General features: G+C 60.1%; 28 protein-coding genes and 4 tRNA genes. 18 read left to right on the top strand and 14 right to left on the bottom strand.

Features of this window, described 5'->3' with window-relative positions:
• Window positions 1–3 precede the first annotated feature (3 nt).
• Complete coding sequence (locus CIK76_RS09840; RefSeq protein ID WP_096286043.1) at window positions 4–615, top strand: GrpB family protein; 612 nt, start codon at window positions 4–6, stop codon at window positions 613–615.
• Between the two features lie 115 nt (window positions 616–730).
• On the opposite strand, the gene CIK76_RS19380 is transcribed toward CIK76_RS09840, so the two are convergent.
• The 6 genes from CIK76_RS19380 to CIK76_RS09815 all read right to left on the bottom strand — a co-directional run bounded on the left by CIK76_RS19380 (window position 731) and on the right by CIK76_RS09815 (window position 5,836).
• Window positions 731–883 (bottom strand): hypothetical protein, encoded by a 153-nt coding sequence (locus tag CIK76_RS19380; protein ID WP_176484160.1) that lies wholly within the window; start codon window positions 881–883, stop codon window positions 731–733.
• Window positions 884–1,046: 163 nt separating this feature from the next.
• Window positions 1,047–1,904, bottom strand: a complete 858-nt coding sequence (gene catA, locus CIK76_RS09835) for a catechol 1,2-dioxygenase (RefSeq protein ID WP_096285856.1) — start codon at window positions 1,902–1,904, stop codon at window positions 1,047–1,049.
• A gap of 194 nt (window positions 1,905–2,098) precedes the next feature.
• Entirely contained in the window at window positions 2,099–2,377 is a 279-nt protein-coding gene (locus CIK76_RS09830) for a muconolactone Delta-isomerase family protein (protein ID WP_096285854.1), read from the bottom strand.
• A gap of 30 nt (window positions 2,378–2,407) precedes the next feature.
• Window positions 2,408–3,508, bottom strand: a complete 1,101-nt coding sequence (locus CIK76_RS09825; RefSeq protein ID WP_096285852.1) for an enolase C-terminal domain-like protein — start codon at window positions 3,506–3,508, stop codon at window positions 2,408–2,410.
• The gene (locus tag CIK76_RS09820) at window positions 3,505–4,398 is read right to left on the bottom strand and encodes a LysR substrate-binding domain-containing protein (RefSeq protein WP_096285850.1); all 894 of its coding nucleotides are present in this window, start codon (window positions 4,396–4,398) and stop codon (window positions 3,505–3,507) included. The genes CIK76_RS09825 and CIK76_RS09820 overlap by 4 nt, the downstream gene beginning before the upstream one ends.
• 181 nt (window positions 4,399–4,579) lie before the next feature.
• Window positions 4,580–5,836 (bottom strand): DUF445 domain-containing protein, encoded by a 1,257-nt coding sequence (locus CIK76_RS09815; RefSeq protein ID WP_176484159.1) that lies wholly within the window; start codon window positions 5,834–5,836, stop codon window positions 4,580–4,582.
• 75 nt (window positions 5,837–5,911) lie between these two features.
• Between CIK76_RS09815 and CIK76_RS09810 the strand changes: the two genes are divergently transcribed.
• Genes CIK76_RS09810 through CIK76_RS09795 form a run of 4 tightly spaced genes read left to right on the top strand, consistent with a single transcriptional unit; the run spans window position 5,912 to window position 8,493 of the window.
• Entirely contained in the window at window positions 5,912–6,781 is an 870-nt protein-coding gene (locus CIK76_RS09810; RefSeq protein ID WP_096285846.1) for a glycerophosphodiester phosphodiesterase family protein, read from the top strand.
• Complete coding sequence (locus CIK76_RS09805; protein ID WP_096285844.1) at window positions 6,778–7,467, top strand: hypothetical protein; 690 nt, start codon at window positions 6,778–6,780, stop codon at window positions 7,465–7,467. The genes CIK76_RS09810 and CIK76_RS09805 overlap by 4 nt, the downstream gene beginning before the upstream one ends.
• Window positions 7,448–8,179 (top strand): AzlC family ABC transporter permease, encoded by a 732-nt coding sequence (locus CIK76_RS09800; RefSeq protein WP_255248418.1) that lies wholly within the window; start codon window positions 7,448–7,450, stop codon window positions 8,177–8,179. Before CIK76_RS09805 ends, CIK76_RS09800 begins: the two co-directional genes overlap by 20 nt.
• On the top strand, window positions 8,176–8,493 hold the full coding sequence (locus tag CIK76_RS09795; RefSeq protein WP_096285839.1) for an AzlD domain-containing protein: 318 nt from the start codon (window positions 8,176–8,178) through the stop codon (window positions 8,491–8,493). Before CIK76_RS09800 ends, CIK76_RS09795 begins: the two co-directional genes overlap by 4 nt.
• Before the next feature lie 48 nt (window positions 8,494–8,541).
• Here CIK76_RS09795 and CIK76_RS09790 read toward each other — a convergent pair whose 3' ends face one another.
• On the bottom strand, window positions 8,542–8,991 hold the full coding sequence (locus tag CIK76_RS09790) for a MepB family protein (protein WP_096285837.1): 450 nt from the start codon (window positions 8,989–8,991) through the stop codon (window positions 8,542–8,544).
• A gap of 90 nt (window positions 8,992–9,081) precedes the next feature.
• Here CIK76_RS09790 and CIK76_RS09785 point away from each other — a divergent pair, with 90 nt between their 5' ends.
• Together CIK76_RS09785 and CIK76_RS09780 are read left to right on the top strand one after the other, a co-directional pair.
• Complete coding sequence (locus tag CIK76_RS09785) at window positions 9,082–9,390, top strand: thiamine-binding protein (protein ID WP_096285835.1); 309 nt, start codon at window positions 9,082–9,084, stop codon at window positions 9,388–9,390.
• 4 nt (window positions 9,391–9,394) lie between these two features.
• Window positions 9,395–10,084, top strand: coding sequence for an O-methyltransferase (locus CIK76_RS09780; RefSeq protein WP_096285833.1), 690 nt, complete (start codon window positions 9,395–9,397; stop codon window positions 10,082–10,084).
• On the opposite strand, the gene CIK76_RS09775 is transcribed toward CIK76_RS09780, so the two are convergent.
• Window positions 10,081–10,458 carry a hypothetical protein gene (locus CIK76_RS09775; protein ID WP_096285831.1) on the bottom strand — a complete coding sequence of 126 codons (378 nt, stop codon included), beginning with the start codon at window positions 10,456–10,458 and terminating at the stop codon, window positions 10,081–10,083. The two genes, CIK76_RS09780 and CIK76_RS09775, sit on opposite strands and share 4 nt — an antisense overlap.
• Before the next feature lie 141 nt (window positions 10,459–10,599).
• On the opposite strand from CIK76_RS09775, the gene CIK76_RS09770 reads away from it, so the two are divergent.
• Together CIK76_RS09770 and CIK76_RS09765 are read left to right on the top strand one after the other, a co-directional pair.
• Window positions 10,600–11,115 carry a GNAT family N-acetyltransferase gene (locus CIK76_RS09770; RefSeq protein ID WP_096286039.1) on the top strand — a complete coding sequence of 172 codons (516 nt, stop codon included), beginning with the start codon at window positions 10,600–10,602 and terminating at the stop codon, window positions 11,113–11,115.
• Window positions 11,108–11,932, top strand: a complete 825-nt coding sequence (locus tag CIK76_RS09765) for a fused MFS/spermidine synthase (RefSeq protein ID WP_255248417.1) — start codon at window positions 11,108–11,110, stop codon at window positions 11,930–11,932. Before CIK76_RS09770 ends, CIK76_RS09765 begins: the two co-directional genes overlap by 8 nt.
• On the opposite strand, the gene CIK76_RS09760 is transcribed toward CIK76_RS09765, so the two are convergent.
• Window positions 11,925–12,365, bottom strand: a complete 441-nt coding sequence (locus tag CIK76_RS09760) for a DUF2087 domain-containing protein (RefSeq protein WP_176484158.1) — start codon at window positions 12,363–12,365, stop codon at window positions 11,925–11,927. The two genes, CIK76_RS09765 and CIK76_RS09760, sit on opposite strands and share 8 nt — an antisense overlap.
• A 212-nt stretch (window positions 12,366–12,577) precedes the next feature.
• Between CIK76_RS09760 and CIK76_RS19800 the strand changes: the two genes are divergently transcribed.
• The 3 genes from CIK76_RS19800 (at window position 12,578) to CIK76_RS09750 (ending at window position 14,584) form a co-directional block, all read left to right on the top strand.
• Window positions 12,578–12,835 carry a hypothetical protein gene (locus tag CIK76_RS19800; RefSeq protein ID WP_255248416.1) on the top strand — a complete coding sequence of 86 codons (258 nt, stop codon included), beginning with the start codon at window positions 12,578–12,580 and terminating at the stop codon, window positions 12,833–12,835.
• Complete coding sequence (locus tag CIK76_RS19795; RefSeq protein WP_255248415.1) at window positions 12,832–13,038, top strand: hypothetical protein; 207 nt, start codon at window positions 12,832–12,834, stop codon at window positions 13,036–13,038. The genes CIK76_RS19800 and CIK76_RS19795 overlap by 4 nt, the downstream gene beginning before the upstream one ends.
• Before the next feature lie 247 nt (window positions 13,039–13,285).
• Window positions 13,286–14,584, top strand: a complete 1,299-nt coding sequence (locus CIK76_RS09750; protein ID WP_096285827.1) for an IS1380 family transposase — start codon at window positions 13,286–13,288, stop codon at window positions 14,582–14,584.
• Window positions 14,585–14,827: 243 nt separating this feature from the next.
• Here the strand turns inward: CIK76_RS09750 and CIK76_RS09745 are convergent, their stop codons facing one another.
• Window positions 14,828–16,276, bottom strand: coding sequence for an NCS2 family permease (locus CIK76_RS09745; RefSeq protein ID WP_096285825.1), 1,449 nt, complete (start codon window positions 16,274–16,276; stop codon window positions 14,828–14,830).
• A 170-nt stretch (window positions 16,277–16,446) separates the two neighbouring features.
• On the opposite strand from CIK76_RS09745, the gene CIK76_RS09740 reads away from it, so the two are divergent.
• Entirely contained in the window at window positions 16,447–17,415 is a 969-nt protein-coding gene (locus CIK76_RS09740; protein WP_096285822.1) for a universal stress protein, read from the top strand.
• A 157-nt stretch (window positions 17,416–17,572) separates the two neighbouring features.
• On the opposite strand, the gene CIK76_RS09735 is transcribed toward CIK76_RS09740, so the two are convergent.
• Window positions 17,573–19,291, bottom strand: a complete 1,719-nt coding sequence (locus CIK76_RS09735; RefSeq protein WP_096285820.1) for a C40 family peptidase — start codon at window positions 19,289–19,291, stop codon at window positions 17,573–17,575.
• Window positions 19,292–20,058: 767 nt separating this feature from the next.
• Here CIK76_RS09735 and CIK76_RS19790 point away from each other — a divergent pair.
• On the top strand, window positions 20,059–20,184 hold the full coding sequence (locus CIK76_RS19790) for a hypothetical protein (protein ID WP_255248414.1): 126 nt from the start codon (window positions 20,059–20,061) through the stop codon (window positions 20,182–20,184).
• Between the two features lie 880 nt (window positions 20,185–21,064).
• On the opposite strand, the gene CIK76_RS09730 is transcribed toward CIK76_RS19790, so the two are convergent.
• Window positions 21,065–21,436 (bottom strand): metallopeptidase family protein, encoded by a 372-nt coding sequence (locus tag CIK76_RS09730; protein ID WP_096285818.1) that lies wholly within the window; start codon window positions 21,434–21,436, stop codon window positions 21,065–21,067.
• A gap of 134 nt (window positions 21,437–21,570) precedes the next feature.
• On the opposite strand from CIK76_RS09730, the gene CIK76_RS09725 reads away from it, so the two are divergent.
• From CIK76_RS09725 to CIK76_RS09710, 4 genes are all read left to right on the top strand, one after another.
• A tRNA-Glu gene (locus tag CIK76_RS09725) sits at window positions 21,571–21,643 on the top strand.
• Window positions 21,644–21,699: 56 nt separating this feature from the next.
• Window positions 21,700–21,773, top strand: a tRNA-Asp gene (locus tag CIK76_RS09720).
• 49 nt (window positions 21,774–21,822) lie between these two features.
• A tRNA-Phe gene (locus tag CIK76_RS09715) sits at window positions 21,823–21,895 on the top strand.
• A gap of 60 nt (window positions 21,896–21,955) precedes the next feature.
• Window positions 21,956–22,032: transfer RNA gene (locus tag CIK76_RS09710), tRNA-Asp, on the top strand.
• A gap of 77 nt (window positions 22,033–22,109) precedes the next feature.
• Here the strand turns inward: CIK76_RS09710 and CIK76_RS09705 are convergent.
• Together CIK76_RS09705 and CIK76_RS09700 are read right to left on the bottom strand one after the other, a co-directional pair.
• A complete protein-coding gene (locus tag CIK76_RS09705) occupies window positions 22,110–22,964 on the bottom strand; it encodes a hypothetical protein (protein WP_096285816.1) in 855 nt (284 codons plus the stop codon).
• 2 nt (window positions 22,965–22,966) lie between these two features.
• Window positions 22,967–23,767 carry an exodeoxyribonuclease III gene (locus tag CIK76_RS09700; RefSeq protein ID WP_096285814.1) on the bottom strand — a complete coding sequence of 267 codons (801 nt, stop codon included), beginning with the start codon at window positions 23,765–23,767 and terminating at the stop codon, window positions 22,967–22,969.
• Window positions 23,768–23,856: the final 89 nt, after the last annotated feature.

Raw genomic sequence — 23,856 nt, 5'->3', positions numbered from 1 at the left:
TTCATGCCAAAGCTCATCGACATCGTCACTTTCCACGAACCGCCTGTTCCTGAAGGGCAATCGCCGTACCTTCCGGGGGCCGGCCCATCGCCAGAGGTTGAGCTAGCCGATTGGAACGATGCCTGGCCGCAACAGTTCCAGCTGCTTGCCGAACGGGTCCGGGAGGCCCTTGGCTGGCGGGCCTTGGCTATCGAACATGTTGGTTCGACCTCGGTCCGCGGGCTCCCGGCCAAGCCCATTATCGACATCGACCTGATTGTCGCCGACCCAGACGATGAGCGTGCGTATGTTCCCGCGCTTGAACGGGCGGGTTTCGAGCTGAGGGTGCGCGAACCTTGGTGGTTTGGGCATCGGTTCCTGCGCCATCTCGACCCGGCCTGCAATCTCCACGTTTTCGGTTTTGACAGTCCCGAGACGATCAAGCATCGGCTCTTCCGTGAGTGGCTCCGTGCGAATCCAGGCGATCGGGAACTCTACGCCAATGCCAAGCGAAAAGCCTCAGAGCTGTCACGCGATGCCGGCGAGCACTCCATGCAGTACAACGCACGCAAGGAAGCGGTTATCAGAGAGATCTACCAACGGGCTTTTACCGCCATGGGACTCCTCGAGGCTTAGCCCGGGCAATACATCGCTGCTGCCGGGCACCGGGTGCGGATGTGCGGAAGGCCCCGGACAGCGTCTTTGCTGTCGGGGGCCTTGCGCATGCGTCCGCGCTGCAGCGGACGGAAGTCTAGGCGGCTAGTGTTGAGCCGCCGTGTTCGGCCTCGGGCATCCAGCCGGTCCAAGCCCAGTGGTTCTGAGGTTCCCGAGTGCCGGTAGCGGGCCACGCAACGGTTCCGGACTGGAATGCTACGGCAGGGTTGATCAGTGTTGAGGCAATCATGATGTTCTCCCTTGAGATCGGTTGCTGCTGGGGTGGATTCGAAGGCGTGCGGTCTTCTGCCTGGGCATTGGCCAGGGCGGCAAGCGCAACGTTCGTTGTACGACAACGGCGGGGTGCCCAGCAGTGTTGCCGGGAGCCCCGCCGTGAGGAGGTGCGCTAGGACCTACTTGACTGGGTCAAGCACGAAATCGTAGGTGACCTGCTTGCCGTCGCCGGACTGCGCTGGCTGCAAGTCGAGCATCAATTCTGGCTTCACCGCGGTGGCGATGTCATCATCGTTGTGCGCGTCGCCCGGGAAGTACAGCTGCGCGGTGAGCAGCTCGTGGCCCTCGGCCGAGACCTTCAGGTGCAGGTGGGCCGGGCGCCATGCGTGCCAGCCGGCGGCGGCGATCAGCTGGCCGCAGGCACCGTCGGTAGGGATCTGGTACGGAGCTGGCTGCATCGTGTTGATCTGGAAGTTGCCTTCCGCATCGGCGATGAAGGTGCCGCGCAGGTTCCACTCCGGGATGCCGGGAGCGAACTGCGAGTAGAAGCCTTCTTCATCTGCGTGCCACAGCTCGATCTTCGCGTTCTTCAGCGCGCTGCCGTCGGTGGAACGGACCTGGCCCTGGAAGAGCAGGTTGGTGCCCTTTTCGTCTTCGCGCATCGCGATGGTGGCGGGGGAATCCTGCTCCGGAGCATTTGGCACGTAGTAAGGGCCCTCGATGGAACCCTTGTTGCCTTCGCGGTGGTCGGTAGCGACCTCTTCCACCGAGTGCTCCAGCCATACGTCCATGAACAGCGGCCATTCGCCATCGTCGCCGACCTTGATCAGCCAAGCCTTGAGGGCGTTGAACTCGTCGTAGCTCACGCGCTCTTCGAGGATGATGTCGTTTGCGGCCTTGACTAGCTTGCTCGCCAAGAGGTTCACGCGCTCAACGGACGTCTCTATCGCGGCAAGCTTGCCGGAGCTGCGGAAGCTGTCGGTAGCGGCATTTCCCGACTTGGCTGCTGTTGCCTCTGCTGGAGTTTCGGCGGTCATGATGACTCCCTTGTCTTTGTGTGGTGTGGCTGCTGGAGATTCATATTGTGACCCCCATCATCCTGTGCGATTGATATTCAATGTAGTGCAGGGTCTATAGCGTGTAAAATACTTATTTCCCGCACACTGAGACTGTTTGCCTATCAATACTTGTGGGCTGGCGTACGAGCCGGTGGTTGGCTCTTAAAAAGCCGCTAGCTCAGTGAATTCGGGTGCTTCGCCAGGGGAGTTACCTTGATTTTCATGTGCGCGTACATCGGGAAGCCGCTGAGGATCTGGTGAAGCTCGTCATTTGACTCGACGTTGAATAGCGAGTGGTTCGCGTACTCTCCGACGATGCGCCACAGGCCCTGCATCTTGCCGCTTTGCTGCAGCTGTGCCGAATAGGCCTTCTCGCGGACCTGGAAGTCGGTGACCTCTTCGGCCGTGAGGTATGCGGGGAAAGTTACGTCCATACGTGCAAGGAACAACATGGGTTCTCCTAAAGTTGGGGTGGGCTACTGCTAGTCCTGGCGGTAGTGCGCCAGCTTGGTTTCGTCGATGGCGGCACCGACTCCTGGAACGTTGCGCACCGAAATGCGGCCATCGGTGATAACCAGTGGATCGGCAAGCAGGTCATCGGTCATGTCCAAGAAGTTTGACAGCTCGCCGGCCTTGCGGGTGGTTGCTTGGTGGGCGGCGCCGAAGGTGACGGTGGCCAGCGAACCGACCTGGGTATCGATCTGGTTGCCCATGGTGACATCCACGCCCAACCCGGTGCACAGGCCCAGGATTTCGGTGGCTTCGGTGAAACCCGAGCGGGCGGTCTTGATGCAGATCGCGTTGGCACCGCCGGAAAGCAGTTCGCGCGAGACATCACCGGCGGTTGGCACGGATTCATCGGCGACAATCGGGATCGGGGAGTGCTCGACGAGGCGGCGCCGGCTCATGGCTTCCTTGGCGTCGCAAGGTTCTTCGAGCATCGTCAGCCCGAGGCCTTCGGTCTGACGCAGGACTTCCATGGCCTCGTTGGCGGTCCAGCCGCGGTTGGCATCGAGGTAGATTTCGACGTTTTCGCCCAAGCCCTCGCGCAAAACCCGGCAAGCCTCGATATCCAGCGCCAAGGGGCGCCGTCCCACCTTGAGCTTGAAGGTGGTGATTCCGTACTCTTCGCCGAAGCGCAGCGCTTCGTCGAGCAAATCCTGGGCCGGGCGGAAACCAAGCATGTGCGAGACCCGCATCGAATCGGTGAAGCCGCCCAGGAGCTTGTGCACCGGGGTATTGGCAGCCTGGCCGATAGCGTCCCAGATGGCGATGTCCAGCGCACCCTTGGCCACCTGATTGTGGATGGTGCGCTCCATGATCTGGCGGATCTTTTCCCGGTCGAAGATGTCCAGGCCGATCACCTGGGGGCCAAAGATGTCTTGCACGATGGTGCGGATCGAGGTCTGGGTTTCGCCGTAGGTATACGGGCGGGGCGGTGCGTCGGCGGTGCCGATGATCCCCTCGTCGGTGTGCACGCGAACCAGCACGTGGTCCGCGGTATGCACCTCGCCGCTGGCGAAACGCAAGGGGTGGGTATAGGGGATTGCGTAGGGAATCGCTTCGATGCGCGCAATTTTCATTCGGAATTTCCTTCCACGGAGGTCAAGGTGGTGCAGAGTTTCAAGAAGTTCTGGACCAGGGGAGCCTGGTTGCCGGCCTTCCACGCCACCGCAAGATCCACTGCCGGTGCGTTGCGCAGCGGCCGGAAGACGATCCGCTCGCTGTGCGGCAGGTAATTGGAGGTCGGGACCATGCCAATGCCCAGGCCCGCCGCGATGAAGGTGAGCAAGGTTGAGGTTTCGCGGGCCACCTGCGCGGTGCGCGGGATGAACCCGGCATTGCGGCAGGTCTCAACGAAAATGGTGTTGACCGCCGACGCGGTGGGGTAGCAGATGAAGTCCTCGGTGCGCAGTTCGGCGATATCGATTTCCCCGTGCGAAGCCAGCCGGTGCCCGGCCGGCAGAGCGACGGCGAGCAAGTCCTTCTCCAACAGGGAGTATTCAACCTCCTCGTTGTGCACCGGTGGGCGCAGGATCGCGATATCGAGCCGGCCTTCGGCGAGGGCTTCTTCCATTTCCGGGGTGAGCATTTCCCCCTGGACGTTCAGCTGCAGCCCTGGCATATGCTCGCTGGTCGCTGCAATGACCTGCGGCATGATGCGGTAGGTGGCGCTGCCGGTGGAGCCCAAGCGCAAAACGCCGCTGGCCCCGGCGCCCACGGTGCGCACGTCACGAGCCAGCTGCTGGTGCTCTTCGAGCAGCGCCCGGGCGCGGGTGAGCAGCAGCTCTCCGGCGGGGGTGAGGTCCACCTTGCGGGTGGTGCGGATGAAAAGCTGGGTCCCCAGTTGCTCTTCGAGCTGCTTGATCTGCTGCGAGAGCGGGGGCTGGGCCATATGCAGCCGTTCGGCAGCGCGGCCGAAGTGGCGTTCTTCGGCAACTGCGACGAAGTAGCGTAAAAGTCTGGTTTCCATGGATGCTCCGATCGTCGATCCGCGCTGAAGGCTGTAGCGACGTTCATGGCAACTCTAGCCAGCCGGTTCGATAGTGAGAAATACTTATTCGACAGTTATTGAGACTGCTTGAATACTAATCTCTTGTCGGCCTCGATGGAAAGATGCATCAACGGGTGTGACGAACGGAAGAATTGGCAGGTCAGCTCGAAAAAGCCAAAATCAGCTCCCCGGCAGAGAAAATGACCACGCCGGCCAGCGCGCCAATCACGGTTCCATTGATTCGGATGAACTGCAGATCCCGGCCCACCTGCAGCTCGAGTTTCTCGCTGGCCTCGGCCGGATCCCAGGCCTGGACCGTGTCGCTGACCAATCCGGCCAGCGTCGCACCGTGCCGTGCGACGAGCGAGGCAACGCCATCGATGGCGCGGTCCTCCAAATTTCCACGCAATTGCGTGTCGCTTTGCAGGCGCTCGCCGAAGGTGGCGATTGCCGCACGGAGTGCGCTGCGCAAGGGGGACGCCGGGTCCTGCAGGGAATCGATCAGCCCGGTCTTCAGCGAAGCCCAGCCGCGCATTGCCAGCTCACGCAGCTGTTGATCGCCGAGCAGCGAGTGCTTGAACCCTTCAACCTTGTTGATGGTTTCGGGATCGTGCTGCATTGCCACGGTGAATTCCGCCAACCAGCCGGTGAGCGCCAGCCGCAGCGGATGGCGCTTAGTTCCGGCCACCGCAAAAAGCAATCCACGCAGTTCCTGGTGGACCTTTTGCGCCAGCATCTCGTCGACCAAACGCGGAACCCATGAGGGGGAGCGCCCGGAAACTACCTCGAGGAACACCTCCGGATGGTCCGCCACCCAGGAACCTGCCCGCTCCGCAAGCAATTCGACCGCGGCCTCATGGTGCCCATCATCTATGAGTTTCTGGCCGAGCGTGCCTAAGGTCGTGGACCATTCGGGAGCGACCATGTAATCGGTGGCCAGCACCTGCAGCACCGTCAGCACCTGCTCATCGTCCAGGGAATTCAAGGCACCGGTAGCCATGGCGGAAACCTGTGCCGCCGTGGCCTGCGCCCCCGGGTCGCTGGAGAGGTAGCGGCCCGCGCGCAGGCCCAGATCCGCTTGGCGCAATTTGGCTGAGATGACATCCGGAGTGAGGAAATTCTGCTGAACGAAGTCGCCTAGCGAGGCACCCAGCTCGGTCTTCTTCCGTTGAATCAGATTGGTATGCGGGATCTTCAGTCCGAAGGGGTGCCGGAAGAGCGCGGTCACCGCAAACCAGTCGGCGACGGCGCCCACCATGCCGCCCTCAGCGGCCGCCTTCAGGTAGCTAAGCCCGGGGACAAGCTCCTGGAACAGCACGCTGATGATGAACAGGGCACACATCAGCAGGAAGAGCAGGGTAGCTACACGCTTCATCCCTCGGAGGTCCTGGGCGCGCTGATCGAGAAGTTCTGGCATGCGCCCCACTTTACCCAGTGCGCGGCACGGCATTAATCACGTGCGCCACAGGGGCAAACCAGTAGCGTAGGGGTTATGGACACGCTCTTCTTCGCTCATCGCGGCAGTTCGCACAGATATGCCGAAAATACCCGTGCCGCTTATCTGCAGGCGATGGATGAGGGGGCGGACGGCATCGAATGCGATGTGCATCTGAGCCGGGATGGTGTTGTGGTCTGCCACCACGATCCGACCGTGGACCGCACCTCGGATAGCACCGGAGAGGTGGCCGGATACACGCTCGACGAACTGCGATCCATGGACTTTTCCTCCTACATGCCGGTAGCGGTTCCCGCGGAGTATGGGGCGGAAAATGAACAGCTGCTGAGCCTTGGCGAACTCCTTGAGCTCATCGACGAACGCGGCCTCGGCATCGGGCTGGCCGTAGAGCTCAAGCATCCGAGCCCCTTTGGCCACCTGCTGGAGGAGGAAACGCTGAAGGTGCTTGCCGGCTTCGGGTTCGACCCGCAAACCGGCAAAGCCGGTCGGAGGGGGCAGATCCAGGTGACGCTGATGAGCTTCGAGCCGGACTGCCTCCGTTTCCTCTCGCGTACGGTCAATCGTGCACAGCTTTGCCAGCTGATGACCGAGATCGATCCGCAATACGTCACCGAGCTGATGGCCGGCGGGCAGACCGGACGCGCGGCGCTCTATGAGGTCATGCGCCGTTCGGTGGCCGAGGGCATCGAACTCATCGATGCCGGTGGCGCCGGTATCATTGGCCCTGGCAACGCCTGGGTCCGAGCCAACGAGCCGCTGGTGCGCAGGTGGCTGGAGCGTGGATTGACCGCCCGGATCTGGACGGTTGACCGCCCCGCCGACGCGCAGTACCTGATCAACTTAGGCGTCACCCAAATTACCAGCAACCGCCCGGCAGAACTCCGGCAGGAACTAGAGCAATCATGAGCACCGAAACAACCACTACGCAATATCAGCTGTATCTTCACGATTCCTACGTCTTCACCGCCCAAGCCACGGTCATCGGCTCGGGCAGCGACGAGACGGGGAACTGGATTGCGCTGAGCCCGAACATCTTCCACCCGCGCGGCGGCGGGCAGCAGGAGGACCGGGGCACGGTCAACGGCGTTGCGGTCGATGTGGGCCGCTCGGCAAGCGGAACGGTGATTCTCTACGGCGCAGGAGACCATGCCGTCGGGGAAACAGTCACTTCGAGCATTGACGCCGAAACCCGGCGCAGCAATGCGGCCTTGCACACCGCGGGGCATATTCTTGGTTTTGCGGGGGAAGAGCGCGGTTGGGAACACCGCGGCCACTCGCATTTCCAGGGACAGTCACGCCTGGATTTTGACCCCTCCAGCGTGGACTTGCCGCTGGGCGACGAAGCCGAGCGGGCAGCGGCGGAAGCCTGGCTGCAGCAGCGGGTGGATGAGCTGATTTCCCGGGGTGGCGAAATCAGCACCCTGATCGATGAGCAGGGCCACCGTACGGTTAGCATCGCCGGAGTGAACAGCGAACCGTGCGGTGGAACCCATGTGCAACACGTGGAGCAGCTGGACGAGGTAAAAATTGGCCAAGCCCGGGTCAAACGCGGTGTCTACAAGATTCGCTACGATGCCCGCCACACCGTCTAGCTGGCTGACCCCGGCCACGAAGATGGGCCTGTCCATCGCGCTTGCGACAGGCCTCTACGGGATTTCCTTTGGCGCTCTGGCCATCGCCGCGGGGCTGAACCTTTGGCAGACGGTGGCGTTGAGCGCCCTGATGTTCACCGGCGGGTCGCAGTTCGCCTTCATCGGGGTGATCTCCGGCGGCGGGGCCGCCTCGGCGGCTTTCTCTGCGGCGACACTGCTCGGAGTGCGCAATGCGGTGTACGGGATGCAGCTCAAGCAGACCCTGCGCCCCGGGGCGCGCATGGTTCCGCTGATGGCTCAGGTCACCATCGACGAGTCCACCGCAACAAGCCTTGGACAGGCGAGCCAAAGCGAGCGGCACCGTGGTTTCTGGACCGCCGGGCTCGGCGTGTATGCGCTCTGGAACCTGTTTACGCTCGTTGGCGCCCTACTCGGCGAACGGATGGGGGACCCGGCCGCGTGGGGACTCGACGGAGCCGCGGTCGCGGCGTTCCTCGGACTATTGTGGCCGCGGCTGAAATCCGCCCAGCCGATTATCGTCGCCTTCGCCGCGGCCGTGGTCACCGCGTTTGCCGTGCCGCTGACGGTTCCCGGCGTGCCAATTTTGATCACCGCCGGCTGCGCGGTGGCGTTTGCGGTGCTCACCGGGCGCCGCGCCGAACCGGCGACCGAACACGGAGACCTGCAGCAAGTAGATCGGGAGAAGCCATGAGCGAATTGAGTTGGTGGCTGCTCGGCGCCTGCGCGGCGGCCTTCGCGCTGAAGATCTGCGGCTATTTTGTGCCGCGAAAAGTACTTGATTCTCCGTTGATGAGCCATGTGGCAGCAACCCTCACCGTTGCCCTGCTGGCCTCGCTGGTCACCATGAACGCGGTGACCAGCGGGCAGGAACTTGTCATCGACGCGCGTATCGGTGCGCTGGCCGCGGCAACGATCGCGCTGGTCTTCAAAGCCCCATACCTCGTGGTGGTGCTCGTTGGCGCCTTGGCTGCGGTCGCTCTGCGTGCCACCGGACTGGCTGCCTAAACGGGTCGGCAGGCGCTCGCCGGCAGCGGCGGCCCGCGGCCGGGATGCCTAGCTAAGTACGCTAAAGGCCGCAGCTTGGGCTCGCTGCGTGCGTCGCGCCTGCGGATTCAACTCGGCGCACCAGCTGGGGTAAACCCGAAATCCGCGTTTGCCGGGCTTCGCTTCCGAGCTGGTGATACCAAGATTGCGCAACTGTTCGGCGGTGAACCGGAAGACTCCGAAATGCTCGGCGTCTTGCACAAAAACCAGAAGTCCTGAAATCTGCTCGTCCGCGCTAAAAGGTTCGGTACGCCCGTCGGCGTTTCGAGTCCAGCAAGCGAGGAACGCTCCGGGTTTGGCATCGGTGATGCGGGCCGTTCGGATCCGCCACCGCTGGCCGCCGAAAGAGACCAGCCCGGACTCGTAATCGCTGTTTTGCTCTTCTGCCCGAACCAGGAGTGGATCCGCGTCCGGTGCTAGGCCAAGTGCGGTGTATCGAGAGAAGGCGCTGAAATCCATAATGCTCATTTTAGGCGTGTGCCGGCATCCCGACGCGGATAGCCGCAGCAACGTCGTGACAAGCTCTAGCGTCGGTGGGAGAGTAGAGATATGATCGTAGCTTTTTCAGTTGCCCCAAGTACCGACAACGCCGATGCCTCGGTTCATGGCGCCGTAGCCGAAGCGGTGCGCATTGTGCGCGCTTCCGGGCTTCCGAACCGCACCAGCTCGATGTTCACCGAAATCGAGGGCGAATGGGACGAAGTCATGGCTGTCGTCAAAGATGCCACCATGGCCGTAAGCAAGTATGGTTCCCGAGTTTCGCTGGTGCTCAAGGCAGATATTCGCCCGGGATATACGGGTGAATTGGACGGAAAGGTCCGGCGCCTGGAGCAGGCGATCGAGTCCAGCGAGGAGTAATGAGATGATCCGCCATTCTGCAGAACGTGAGAGCGCGGAGGTCGACACCTATCTCAATGAGGTGCTGGGGCTCGAAATCCCAGAACTTGAGGCCGGTAGAGAACACGCGCATGACGCAGGTTTGCCTCGAATCGAAGTCAGCACCGCTCAGGGCAAATTCCTGCAGCTGATGGCCGAGATAGTCGGTGCTCGGCGCGTACTTGAGGTCGGCACGCTTGGCGGGTATTCAACGAGCTGGCTTGCCCGTGGGGTGGGTGAGCGCGGGCAGGTGATCTCCTGTGAATTTGAGCCCCTGCATGCTTCTATCGCCCGTGAGAATTTGCAACGTGCCGGTCTTTCGGAGCGGGTTGAGATCAAACTCGGTGCAGCCAAGGGATCGCTTGAGAATCTGATCGCCGCGGGCACCGAACCCTTTGAACTGATCTTCATCGACGCAGACAAGCGCAATAACGTGAGCTACTTGGAACTTGCCCTACAACTCTCGCGTCCCGGGACGGTGCTGATCCTCGATAACGTCATTCGCGGTGGTGCGGTGCTCGACGACGCGGCCGAGCACGGGGCAAACGAGGCGGATGTGCGGGGCGTGCAAGAAGGGCTCAGCTGGCTGCGCGATTCACCGCGGGTCTCGGCAACCGCGCTGCAGACCGTCGGGGCCAAGGGCTGGGACGGATTCGCCATTGCTCGGGTGATCTAGCCGGAGAGCGAGCTGGTGGAGTACTGGCTCGCCACCGAGGAAGCCGGAATCTTGAACGGCGGGAAACGCCGGACGAGCAAGTTTGTCGCAAAACCACCGAGCACCGCGACGATGGCTCCGAGCCATAATGCGTAACCTGTTTCGCGCAGCAGGCCCCCGATCGTTGGAGCAAGGATCATGGGAAGAATGTAGTACCAGTGCTTGGCGGTGGTTGGCCCCCAGATGCCTTCAAATTTGGCCAGCAGGCTGAAACTGACAATCAAAAGCAGAGATCCGAAGCAGATGATCCAGAACGTCGGGGACAGGCAGACGACCAGCGTTAGGCCTGTCACGACGCCGCCGGTAAAGTTCGCGAACTTTTCGTTCCGATCCACCAGTGACCACCCTTTCGCTTCAGTCTTTTAAGTAACTATCTAGGCAGTTTTTCAAACTCCACGGCCACAAGCAATAGTCCTTAAGTAGGAGGGCAGTGGTGCTTAGCGACGCAGGGGGCCTCGCTGACGTACTGTATGTATGTGTCACTTTTGAACGAATATCGAATCCGACTAGCCCAAGAACATGATTTGCGGGCGGCCCTTGAAATGAAGTTGCTGGCCTGGCGCCAAGCCTATTCGGGCTTCCGCGACGAAGAGTTCTTCGCCTACCACGAAGCGCAGCTTGAGCAGCAGCTGGCCTGGTGGGAACGTGGGTTGGCCGGGGGAGCCCAATTCTGGATCGCTGAATCCGGCGACGGAAAGATCATTGGCTTGGCCGGTGGCACGCCAACCATTGAAGAAGATCAGGACACCGGGGTCGATATCGAACTAGGCGTGCTCTACGTGCTGGAAGAGTACTACGGCTGCGGACTCGGCGCCCATCTCATGGACACCGTGCTGGGCAAGCGTGACGCTCTGGTCTGGGTGCTGGCGGGAAATCAGCGAGCCGTCGCTTTCTACAGCAAGCATGGATTCGTCCCGGATGGAACTTCCGAAGAGCTCGTTGGCTCTTGGGCCGGACTGCGCGAGGTTCGGATGGTGCGCCGACATGGCTAAGACCGACAGCAACGTCATGCTCGGAAGCTACGAGATCGATACCGGGTTGGCCGAGATCGAGCCGGACCCCTATGGGGCGAATCGCTTTATCCTCAAAGTCAATGGTGTTCCCTCTTCCCACGTAGACCTCGATGACCCCAGTTATTTGGACTTCGAATACATGCGCTGGATGGAACCGGTATTTACCTTCGGATTCCCCGCCGAACAATTCGACGGTCGTGCTCGCAAGCTGCGCGTGCTGCACCTTGGCGGGGGCGGTTGCTCGATGGCCCGCTGGGTGGCGGCTGCCTATGAGAATGCCCGTCAAGTCGTGGTGGAACTCGATGCGAAGCTCGCCGAGCTGGTGCGTACCCGTTTCGAAGTGCCTCGCGCGCCGCTGGTGCGATTGCGTGTGGGTGATGCCGGGCAGGTACTTCCCACGCTCAGCGATGACAGCCGCGACATCATCATTCGCGATGTGTTCGCCGGTAGTACAACCCCGCGCGAGCTGACCACCATCGGCTACGCCAAGCAGGCCCAACGCGTGCTGGACCAAGGAGGCGTCTACCTGCTGAACTGTGGCGACTCGGCCGATCTGGCAGGCGCCCGAGCCGAGGCAGCCACCTTGCTTTCGGTCTTTGCACACGTGGCAATGATTGCCGACCCGCCGATGCTCAAGGGGCGGCGGTACGGCAATATCGTTTTCCTGGCCAGCGATGAACCGTTGAGTCTCGGGGCAAGTTTCGAAAAGAATCTGCGTACCGCTCCGTTGCCGGCGCAACTGGTTTCAGGCTCCGCGGTGGCGCGCTTCGCCGCCGGAGCCGCGCCGATTATCTAGCCGGCAGGCGGTAGCGGCTTCCGTCGAGATCGCGGTGGACCAGCTCATGGTCCACCAGGTAGCGGCGTAGCAGCGCCACGTCCTCATGGATCACCCGCAACCGCTCGTTGAGCTGGTCCTCGCGCAGGGATTCTCCGGTGAAGAGCACGTGGTCGCGGATATGGAGCATGACTTCAAGGCGATCCGCCGGACGTGCGGGTAAGGCATTTAGCCGTGGGCCGGTGAAGTAGCGCATGACCCCGGCCCGCTGGGTGTTGGAGTCTACCGCCGCGGCGAGGGTATCATCGAGCAGTTCATCGTTCAGCTGCCAGCGGCCATCATGAGCGGTGAGCAATCCAATCTTGGCCCAGCGCTGCAAGTCCTTGCTGGTCCGGGCCGAGTCGTTGAGCTGCTCCTGCGCACCGGCAAGGACCAGACCCAAAGCGGTTCGCATGCTCTGATTCTTCAACCCTGCGGCAATCTCAATCCATTTTTTACCTTGAGACATCCTCATCCTTTCGTCTGCGCCTAATTGCCTTAGCCCACATGCTACCCAACGGGTGCAGAGGCTTTGTTCTTTGGACTGCAGAGGACTAAGGCCAGTACCCTCGGCCCATCGGTGCGGGAACAGGTGCCATGCATGGTCGACTCAGCTAAGGGGCGGTCATGATGACCTCTGCGTTTGACGTTTTCAGTTCACTCGACGGGTTTGCCGCCGCGACCGAACCCTGGGCAGGGTGCTGGGGCAAGCAAGGTCCCGAACTGCATCGAACACCGCAGTGGTCTGTGCGATCAGCCGACGCGCTGGTTTTCGGCGCCATCACCTACGCGATGATGTCCTCTAAGCTGGCGGATTGGGCAGACCCGGACGCGTGGGTTGCCAAAATGCCAGCCCAACCCAAAATCGTCATCTCCCCACGATGAACGCCGAAACCGACCTGAGCTGGAAAAACAGCACGCTTGAGTCCGCGGATGCCGTAGACGTGGCGCGCAGGTTGAAGAATGAATCCTCCATGCCGCTGCGCTCGCATGGCAGCCTGTCGATGAACCGGGCTGATGGATGCGGGACTGGTGGATTTTCTGCAGCTCACCCTCTACCCGGTGATTACCGGAATTACCGGACGTGAGCGCATCTTTGAGCGGTTTGGCGATTTTGATCGTTAACTGATTTCCGCGACGCTGCACGATGGGCGTACGCAGGAACTGATCTACGCACCACACTCGAGCCCGCGCTCGGTGGCTTTAACCCGGGTATTTCATGACGACGGCAGTCATTAACTGACCTAAAAGATGAAAAGGTGAAAAGGTGATCTGAACTGGGAAAATGGGAGTGTCTAAGCTTCCAAAATACCCGTTCGAAGGATCACCTTTTCTGTGAACCATTCTACCCACGTTTTTCCTGCTATCCCGACCCAACTCACCGGTCAATCTCTGGTCTCCCATGCAGGGTTGTCGGTGCTGACCGGCTTCCTGAACGCGGTGGACTTCCGCAGGCTCTGCGAGGACCAGTTCAGCCAGTTCGTGCCCGCCGCCGCAACGCACCGTCCAGGCAAGATCCTCGGCGCACTGGCCCTGTTCTTGGCGGCCGGTGGTGAACAAGCCACAGATATTGACCAGCTACGAGCCGCACCAGAACTCTTTGGTCCTGTAGCGTCGGATGCCACGGTTAGCCGATTCATGGGCCGGGTCAAAGAACAGCCAGAAGTTTTCTCCTACGGGTTCGCCGCCATGACCCGGCGCCTGCGCTCCAAAGTCTGGAATGCGGCCGGGCCGCGGATTCCAGCCCGGCTGGCTACGGCAGCCATTCCGCTGATTATCGACCTGGATGCGTCGCTAGTGCATGTCCACTCTGACAAGGAATCCAGCGCTGGGACGTATAAAGGTGGGTACGGGTTCTCACCGATGATTGCCATGGCCGATGATGGCAAAGGCCACGGCACCGGTGAAGTCCTCGCTGTGCAGTTGCGCCCGGGAAACCGGGGCGCTAATTCCGCCGCCTCGCATATCGAGGTACTCAGCCAGGCATTGGCTCAGTTGCCTGATGATTTCTATGACGAGCACGGGAACCTTCGTGGTGAGAAGATCCTGGTCCGCACCGATAGCGCTGGGGCATCTCGTGAGTTCTTGCACCATCTGGATTCGTTGGGGCTCCAGTTCTCCACCTCGTATTCTTTGCCGGTGCTCAAGGAGCGGTTCATCCGGTGGGTCGATGAGAAGAAGTACTGGGAACCAGCGCTGGACGCTGATGGTGGTCAACGAGATAACGCGTGGGTGATTGATGCGACGAAGGTTTTGGAGTTGAGGCAATACCCGGCGGGGACAAGGATTTACCTGCGGGCTGAGCCGTTGCATCCCGGGGCGAAAGCGAACCTGTTCGATACGGACGGCAACCGGGTGACCGCGTTCTTGACCAATAGCCCGCGGTTCAACGTGGCGTTCCTTGATGCTCGGCATCGTGCCCGTGGCCGGTGCGAGAACCGGGTCAAAACGCTCAAGAGCACGGGGTTGGGCAAGCTGCCGTTTTGGTCTTTTGCGGCGAATCAGGCATGGGCGGACCTGGCAATGTTCGCGGTCAATTTGGTGTCTTGGCTGCAGCTGGCGGTGCTGCCTGGTGGTCATGGGGCTTCGGTGTGGGATTTGAAGCGGTGGCGGCGCGGTGAGCTGGCTGCTTGAATTGGCGGTTGTCCTGTTGTTTCTTCGGTTTTGAAAGATCATTTCAGTCCAGGTGGGTGGAGCCTGGCACCCAGCGCTGGTGTTTCGGCGCTCTTTGGCATGGGTGGAATCAGAAGCGGCCACCGCGAATCCTGGGTAGTGGATTTCGGTGACCGTCAGAGACCTCATGAAAAATCTGGGTTAAATAGCGTCGGCTCGGCATCGTATTTCTACGGTGCCGAGCCGGCGTTGCTTCTGCCTCGGTTACATTCCGATGAGATTCTCAATCAGGCCGATACCGAAGAACAGCACAAAGGCGGCCGCGACAACCCACATCAACGGGTGGATTTCCTTCGCGCGGCCCTGCGCGGCGCGGATGAACACGTAGGAGATGAAGCCAGCTCCGATGCCGTTGGCGATGGAAAAGGTGAAAGGCATCAAGGTGAAGGTCAGGAACGCGGGCAGGGCAATGCCCCAATCATTCCAGTCAATTTTAGATACCTGGGAAACCATCATGAAGCCCACAACGACCAGAGCCGGTGCGACCGCTTCGAAAGGGACAAGGTGGATCAGCGGGGTCAGGAACATTGCCACGATGAGCATCAGACCAGTGACCACCGAAGCTAGACCGGTGCGTGCACCTTCGCCGATGCCGGCGCCGGACTCTACGAAGATCTGGGCCGATGAGCTGGAGGTGCCGCCGCCGACAATGGCGCCAGCCGCATCGACCAGAAGGACCTTGTCGACATTTGGGATATTTCCGTCTTTATCCAAGACGCCCGCTTCGGAGGCCAGGCCAACCATGGTGCCCATGGCGTCGAAGAAAATCGACAGCAGAATCACGAAGGCGAGCAATGCAGCCGCCGTGACGCCAAGCTTTTCAAATGATCCGAAGAGATTGACCTGACCGATGAGGCTCAAATCCGGCAGTGTCCAGCTTGGCAGCGAAGGAACCACCAAAGACCAGGTGCTCGTTTCCTTCTCGCCAATGTTGAACACGGCTTCGAAGATATTTGCCAAAGCTGCGGCTGCGACGATACCGATCAGGATAGCGCCCTTGACCTTGCGCACTACAAGGGCCATGGTCAGCAGCAATCCGACCACAAAGACCACGATTGGCCAGCCCATTAGCTTGCCGTCGAAACCCAGGCCTACCGGCACGGTGGTATTCGCAGCATCGGGGATACGCTGAACGAAGCCCGCGTTGACCAGACCGATCAGCGCGATGAACATGCCGATGCCGACCACGATTGCTGTCTTCAGACCCGCCGGAACGGCACGGAACACGGCGGTTCTAAAGCCGGTGAGGACCAACAGGAACATGACGATACCTGCAACGACCACCAGCCCCATGACATCTGGCCAGGTAAGCTCCGGATTCGTCGCCACCGTAATCGCAACAAAGGCGTTTACGCCCAGCCCGGTGGCCATCGCGAATGGGTGGCGAGCCCAGATGCCCATCAGAATGGTCAGGATACCTGCAACGAATGCGGTGACGGCAGCTACGCGCTGGATTCCGAGTTCCCCGCCGGACGCGTCGGCGCCGGAAAGTACAAGCGGATTGAGCACAACGATGTAGCTCATCGCGAAGAACGTGGCGATGCCGCCACGAACTTCGGTTGCAAAAGTTGAGCGGCGTTCCGAGATTTTGAAATATCGGTCAACACGCGCCGGGAAGGATGTCTCAGACACAGTTTTGGTGGTGGAGGGCATGGTAAAAATTCTATGACGTTTTGGGTATAGACACATACCGATCTCATAGCTGAGTAGGCTTAGCGTGAAATCATTAGACCCAACTCACACTGTGGGCGAAGATTGGAAGTACATTGGTTGTAAGAGGGGTCACACCCAATGCCATCACAGGTCAATGAGGAGCGAGTCTGATGAGTGACGAAGCACCAGTCGAAACTGAAAAAATCGAGGGTATTGTCGTCGGCGCTGACGGTTCCCAGCAGAGCAAGTGCGCCTTGCGCTGGGCAGAACGAGAAGCGGTGCGCCGTGGCAGTGTTCTGAATATCGTGTCCGCCTACACAATTCCCGTTTTTGCCGCATCGTCCATGGACGCCGGATACTCCACGCTGGATGACGATTTGATCCGTGGCGGAGCCGAGGACATCGTGCGCCAAGCACGCGCGGACCTAGAGGGCAGCCAGGCAACAATTCGCACCTACATCGAGTCAGGAGATCCTTCTGGGGTTCTGCTGGATCTGAGCGCGGATGCCGAGCTCGTCGTCGTCGGCACTCGTGGCCGTGGCGGCTTCGTAGGCAGGCTTCTGGGATCGGTTTCCTCGGCTTTGCCGGCGCACGCCAAGTGCCCCACTGTGGTGGTGCCATTGTCCATGGCCAAGGAGCAGGAGCAGGCCTTAGAGGAGGCGCCCGAGCGCCAGACGATTGTTGTTGGTGTGGATGGTTCGGAGCGCGCGCGCTCGGCGGTGCTCGCGGCGGCGGAAGCCGCGTTGGCCCGGGATCTGAAGCTCCGCGTGGTATGCGCGGTCTCGCCGGTTTCGGCGGCACTCGCATGGATGCCCGCCACGGTCGACCAGGAAGCGGTGCTGGAGGACGTTCGCTATCAAATGGATGTCGGGCGCCGCTGGATCAACTCGCACTTCCCAAATCTTGAGGTCGAGACCGACGTGATCTCCGGTCCGCCTGTGGAGGTGCTGATTCGCGAGTCCGAACATGCCGTCCTCACGGTAACCGGTTCACGCGGACGCGGTGGATTTGCCGGCATGCTGCTTGGCTCCACCAGCCAAGGGGTCTTGCACCACTCGAAGGGCCCGGTGATGGTAGTTCCGGACGGGGATGATCCACGGCTCGCTAATCGAAAGGATTTCGATACCGGAGCCGAGTAGGCAGCTCAATATGGCCCGGGAGGAGATGTTCCTTCCGGGCCATATTTTTGAGTAGCGCCGAGAACGCTAGTCCTAAGCGCACTGCAGGAGACGCAGAAGAAAAATGCTCCGCAGCCAACTGGCTGCGGAGCATTTTTTCTCTCGAGGTCGCGCCTGCCTAGTAGCGGGCTGCCTTCGGATACATGTTGTTGACCCAGCTCAGCGGAGTCACCGTGATGCCGGCGTTCGGGTTGCGAGCGTGGACTACCTGGCCGTTACCAATGTAGATGGCCACGTGGTAGAACGAAGCTCCGCCATTCGAGCTGGAGAACACGAGGTCACCTGGGCGAAGCTGGCTCAGCGAGACATATTGCGGAGCGCTGGCGAACTGCTGGCTGGAAGTACGTGGCAAGCTGATCCCGGACTTGGCGAATGCAGTTTGCGAGAAGCTAGAGCAGTCGAAAACGTTTGGCCCGTTGCCGCCGAACACGTAGCGCTTGCTCGGGTCTTTGGCCGTCTGCAGGGCCCATGAGATCGCCGCAGAATAATTGCTGTTGTTACTCTGCTCCTGCTTCGGCTCTTCCTTCTTCACCTCTGGCTTTGGCGAAGGCTTAGGGGTTGCCTTTGGCTTTTCTGGTGCCTTCGGCTGGACCTTTTTAGGTTCTGGCTTAGGCTTCGGCTTTGGTTCCTCGATAACCTTCGGCTTTTCCGGTGCCTGGGGGAGAACCTTCGGCTTCTCGGTTTCCTTGGGGCTGGTCTTCGGCTTCTCGGGAGCCTTCGGAGTTGCCTTGGGCTTTTCGGGAGCCTTCGGGGTCTCAGTCTGCTTCGGCTTTTCCGGGGCCTTTGGCGCCTGGGTTTCCTTTGGCTTTTCTGGTGCCTTCGGAGCCTCGGTCTGCTTTGGCTTTTCCGGCGCCTTCGGCTCGTCCTTCTCGACTTCGATGACCTTCGGAGTCAGGGGCTTTGGCGTGGCTTCCTCAGAATCGATAAATTCGAGTTCCTGAGGAGCTTCGATAGCCAGTGGCTGCATGGTTGCCAAGTCATCTTTCGTGACTGGCTTCTCAGCCGCTGGAGCCTCAACGACTTCCTGGAGCGCCTTCTCCTGAGCTTGTTCTTCTGCTTCAGCGATCTGCTTGCGAACTACTTCCTCTTCCTGTTCCTTCAGGAATGCGAGGTGTCCAACGAGCTCGTCACGCAATTCTTTCTGCGGAGCAATCGCTGACTCGTAGGTGGTGAGCGTGGAGCTGGCCTTGGTCGCGGCCGCATCGTAGTTCTCAGCTGCGGCCTTAGCGGCCTTCTGCGCGGTGTCTGCGTACTCTTCCCAAGCTGATACCAGGGCTTCGGCCTCGGTAGCCGTGCTGACCGTTTGGGACCGGTTCTCACTCAAGGCGCTCATGGTGGCTGCCTTGTAGAAGAGATCGTTTGACTCGTCGTCCTGAAGCAAGATGCCCAGGCTGGAGTTGCTTGCGCCATTGCGGTACATGTCCGAAGCAACCGCACCCAGGTCATTGCGGCTCTGTGCGAGATACTGCTGCGCGTACTCGACCTGTTCGACTGCCTTGTCGGCCTCCGCCGAACGCAGATCACGTTCTTCTGCGGCGGTCAACAGGGACTCCTGGGCTTCCAGGGCCGCCGTTTCCACACGCTGGAGTTCTACGCGACTGGAATCGAGCGATGCTTCAAGGCGAGAGATCATCTCATTGGTTGCTGCCTTGTCTGACTTTGCCGACTCAACCTCTGTTGCCGATGGCAATGGGGAGTTCGACGGTGCTGCTGCAACAGAGACGGAGGTGGGAAACGCTGCCGACGGGGCGGCGGCTGCCGGGACGGCGCCAGCAAGGCAAGAGACTGCTAGGGCCAGGGTGCACGCGGCAACTCCGAGCGAGTGGCGGTTAGCCATATCGTTCCTCACTAGATTCAGGTGATGACAGGTGGGAAATGATCGAATTGTGATTATCCGAGAACGGAAGGTCGCGTTTTGATTAAGATCCCAAATAGCACACTAGGCTAAAAATTAGGTAGTTGGCAACACTGGTCACACCAGTCACAGGAATTACATGAATGGCATTTGTTCCGCCAATTCAGGGATGATTTGGGGGAAGTGCATCCAATTTGACGTGTTTTGAAAATATTCGTGGGAAATAAATGACTCAGGGCTAAATGTTCGAATGACGTTTGAATCGTGACCTTGTGGGCACTGGATGGCGACACGAGCATTTAATTGCGACGATGCGTTACACAATACGCGCGGCAAGAAACGGTGAGCGGTTACGTTTCCTCCAGTAAGTTTGGCAACTGCCGAGAGCGCTCCAAGAGTGCAGGAATTCGGCACAGACTAGACCGTCATTGTCGGTTCGTCTCTTCTGGGAAGCTGGGCATCGTCTGAGGTGCTGCGCTGAATCAGCCCGCGATGCACCAAATGCTCTGCGCTAGCGTTCTGGCCATCTTGCAGCCGCTGGCCTCGGTGCCTCGACCGTGCGCAATCCGTGCAAGGAACGCCCTCATGTGAATCCCGGACCGACGGCATCACCGACGAAGAATCCGAAGCCCCTGGTCACCAGCTGTTGCCAGCATTTCCTAGCAGGCGGTCCTGTCGAACGGTAGCAGGGGGGCATCCGGGAACATGCGGTCATCCAGTTCTCAGAAGCAGTTCCCGTCCGGGACCGTTTGAGCCGTCTCACCAAGGCCGCGGCGATCGGCGAGCAGAACGGCTCGCGTGCGACCTCGACTTTCCCGCCAACCCCGGAACAGTACTCGAACTGCTGGGGGATCCTCTCAGGCAGGGAACTGTGAATGACATTTCAGGGACCGAAAGCTCAACATGCGCCGTGAATAGCAAAACTAATGGAATGCGACTGATAGGTGCTCGGCGGTAGCCAACGGTGTGTCGACCAACAGGCCGGCGACCGACGCGAGGGAGCATCACCATGAAGAACTTCGCCCGAACCGGCGTCCCGGCGCTCTTACCCGGCGCGGCACTTGATGTTGACGTCACCGCACAGGTAGCTGCTGAAGCAAGTCTGACACCGAGTCCCAGCTAGGGGCGCTTGTCGACGCCGGTGCCATTTCAGCTTTTGGGCACCATCGTCTTCCAGAGCGGACGAGCAGAAGCCGGCGAGCAGTCTTGCTCCTCCGGCTTTGCCGCTGGCGGTCGTTGAGATCCGCTTGACGGGGTCGAATTGAATTTCGCAGCGGACGCTGTGGCGGCGGGGGCGTTCTGGTGGTTGTAAGCCTTGGACGCTCTCATTTCTCTACGCGATGCGCAGGGACCCTGTTCGAAATGGTGCGCACGTGGGCCCGAGCGATCATTTCGCAGACTATCTGCCCTAATGCCAGAGGACCCGCTCGCCGTGCTTGGCGTAGCGTGCATCTGCCAAATGCTGTGCCACCGAGGGACCCTGAGCGCGGGAACTGTTCATGGCGCCGAATCTAGAATTGGAGCCCGGTTTCGGGCGGCTTGGGAACGTTGAACCTCCGAGCGTTCTGCCTGGCCCGGACCTGGAAGTGGGATTTTGCTGCTTGCTCCAAAGGTCCCGCCGTTCTGCCGGCGCCGGAAGATGAAATGAATTTGGGCTACCGCATTCCCTTCTGAGGAACTGCGAAGCGGCACTAAGATCAAATAAAGAGTATTTTTCGTGACGCACATCTCAATATTAGTTTTTGCCGATTTGGGCTATCCCCAGCCCAAATCGTGCAGTTTTTCGTCGTCGATTCCGAAGTGATGGGCCACCTCGTGCATGACCGTAATGCGAACCTCCCGCACGACGTCATCGCGTGTTTCGCAGGCCCTGAGGGTCGGGTTTTTGAAGATCGTGATTCGATCAGGCAGTGCCCCTGAAGCCCAGTCAAGATCTCGCTCGGTTAGCGCAACACCCTCGTATAGCCCCAGAATGTCGGTGTTTTTCGCTTCTCCGGGAAGTGGCTCGTACTCGTCCTCGATGAAGAAAACAACATTGTCCATCATGGTTATCGCCGACTGGGGAATGCCGTCGATGGCAGCCTGAACCAGCTCGTCAAATTCGTCGTCGCTCATCTCCAAGTCCATGATTCAAGCCTACTGTTCGCCGTCGATTTGCGTCCCCTAAAAGTTCTCCGGATGCCGGTTTTGCAAATGGCAAAAAGGCCACGTATAGTTATTGAAGTCCGCAGCGGAGACGAAAGAAACCGCAGCAGATATAGGCCCCCATCGTCTAGCGGCCTAGGACACTGCCCTTTCACGGCAGCGGCACGGGTTCGAATCCCGTTGGGGGTACAAGCAGCCAATTCGTTGGTTGTCAGATGGAGAAATCCATTGGCTTGCGAAAGCAAGGCCCTGTAGCGCAGTTGGTTAGCGCGCCGCCCTGTCACGGCGGAGGTCGCGGGTTCAAGTCCCGTCAGGGTCGCTCGGTTTATTGTTTAGGCAATAAATCTGGTGTCCACTCAGTGGTGCCAGGCTCTGTAGCTCAGTTGGTAGAGCGTTCGACTGAAAATCGAAAGGTCACCGGATCGACGCCGGTCGGAGCCACGCAGCCCTCGGTATACCGAGGGCTTTGCCATGTGGTTTGAAGTTAGATTCAAAACTCATGGCCCTGTAGCGCAGTTGGTTAGCGCGCCGCCCTGTCACGGCGGAGGTCGCGGGTTCAAGTCCCGTCAGGGTCGCCAAAATGAAAAGCTCCGGTTTCAACCGGAGCTTTTTGCGTTAACGAAATACTTTTTGATTCGGCCGTCCTGGACAGAATTTAGTTGGCCCGGCCCAGATGCCGCGGACCCAACCAGCGGTTCGTCAGCCGTCGATAGGCCGCCGCCGCCGTGGGCAGATCTCCGTCTTCGATTGCTTGGATTCCGTGCATGAGGTCGTTGGCGGATTCATCTGGCCACACGATCTCGGCAAGCATCCCGTAGTCCAATTCGATCACCGAGCGGCTATCGAAGGATTCAAGCCAGCTGCCGAGCGCGCCAAGCTCCTCAAACAACGGTGCCTGAGGTGCATAGGTCACGAGCGTTTGCACTGCCCAAGAGAGGCGTTCTACCGCCTGATCGAAGGGTACTATGAGCCGCACTGTGAGCAACCGGTCATCAACGTGGACCTGTTCGTACTCGTCATCTTCCCGGAAGAGCGCAAACCAGCTCAGCGGTATACCCCAGGTGGAAGTGCGGGTATGCAGGTGTGTGAGATCTGCTGCTAGCCGATCGGGATTAACACGCTCGGCATTCGCGCTACGTGCTGCGGGAGGCACCAGGAGGTCCAGAACCTCGGTCCGGATGGCCTCCTCGGCTTCTTCTGCGGCCAGCAGGCTGCGCGCCTGCAGCTGGCCGGGACAGTATCGGGTGTGCTCGTTGCCCTCGTAGTCAAGGATCTTCAGCGAGCGAAAATGCTCTGCTTCATGGTGCGGGAAGGGGTCCGAGATGGGGCGCAGCGTGCGTTCCCAGAGCCGTTCGTTCTCGAAGCTGTCCCAATGGCTTGCGCTACGCTGCCCGGTGCGCAGGATAATTGACTGGGCCCAATCCTCGAAAGCGTCCAACGGTTCATAGACGCGCAAATGCGCGGTAGCTGCCGTAAGCTCTGCCAGTGGCCCAGTCAATTTTCTGGTCATGGTCAGTCGTCCAACTCCACGATAACCGGAGCATGATCGCTAGCGCCCTTGCCCTTGCGTTCCTCGCGGTCGATACTCGCGGTATTGACCCGTTCGGTTAGTGCGGGGGAGGTCAACGCGAAATCGATCCGCATGCCCTCGCCTTTCGGAAAGCGCAGCTGTGTGTAGTCCCAGTAGGTGTAGGCGCCCTCGGTGTGTGGGCGAACTACGTCGGTGAAACCGGCGTCTTCGAATCCGCCAAAGGCGGCACGCTCGGGGGCCGAGACGTGGGTGAGCTGGTTGTCCAAGAAGAACTGGATATCCCAGACGTCCTCGTCTTTCGGCGCGATGTTCCAGTCGCCGAGCAGTGCAATTTGAGCTTGTGGATCTGCGTCGAGCCATTCGACCGAATTTTTCTTCAATTCGTCGAGCCAGTTGAGCTTGTAGCCCATGTGCTCGTCATCCAGGGCCCGGCCGTTGGGCACATAGAGGCTCCAGATGCGAACCCCGCCGCAGGTGGCCGCGATGGCTCGGGGTTCTTGGATCGGGTCTTTCCCGCCCTTGCCGAACTCTGGCTGATTCGGGAACGTGCGCTGGACGTCATCCAGCCCCACACGGGAGGCGATTGCCACGCCATTCCACTGGTTGACGCCAAAATGCGCCACCTCGTAGTCGTTGTTCTCGAAAAGTTCCCAGGGGAAATTGTCGTCTTTGCATTTTGTTTCCTGAATTGCCAGGACATCAACGTCGGTACGGCGCAGCCAGTCTTCGACGCGGTCAGCCCGGGCGCGCAGGGAGTTCACATTCCAGGTCGCTATCTTCACTAGTTCAACCTATCAAGTTTGCTGTCATGCGCCACTTCAATTTACTTGGAAGTCCGAGTATATTCGAGAATGAACTGTGACAGCGATCA

It is taken from the genome of Glutamicibacter sp. BW80 (assembly GCF_002332385.1).
Taxonomy (GTDB): Bacteria; Actinomycetota; Actinomycetes; order Actinomycetales; family Micrococcaceae; genus Glutamicibacter.
The sequence above is the reverse complement of the archived record's forward strand: the minus strand, read 5'-3'. Positions and strand labels throughout refer to the sequence as shown.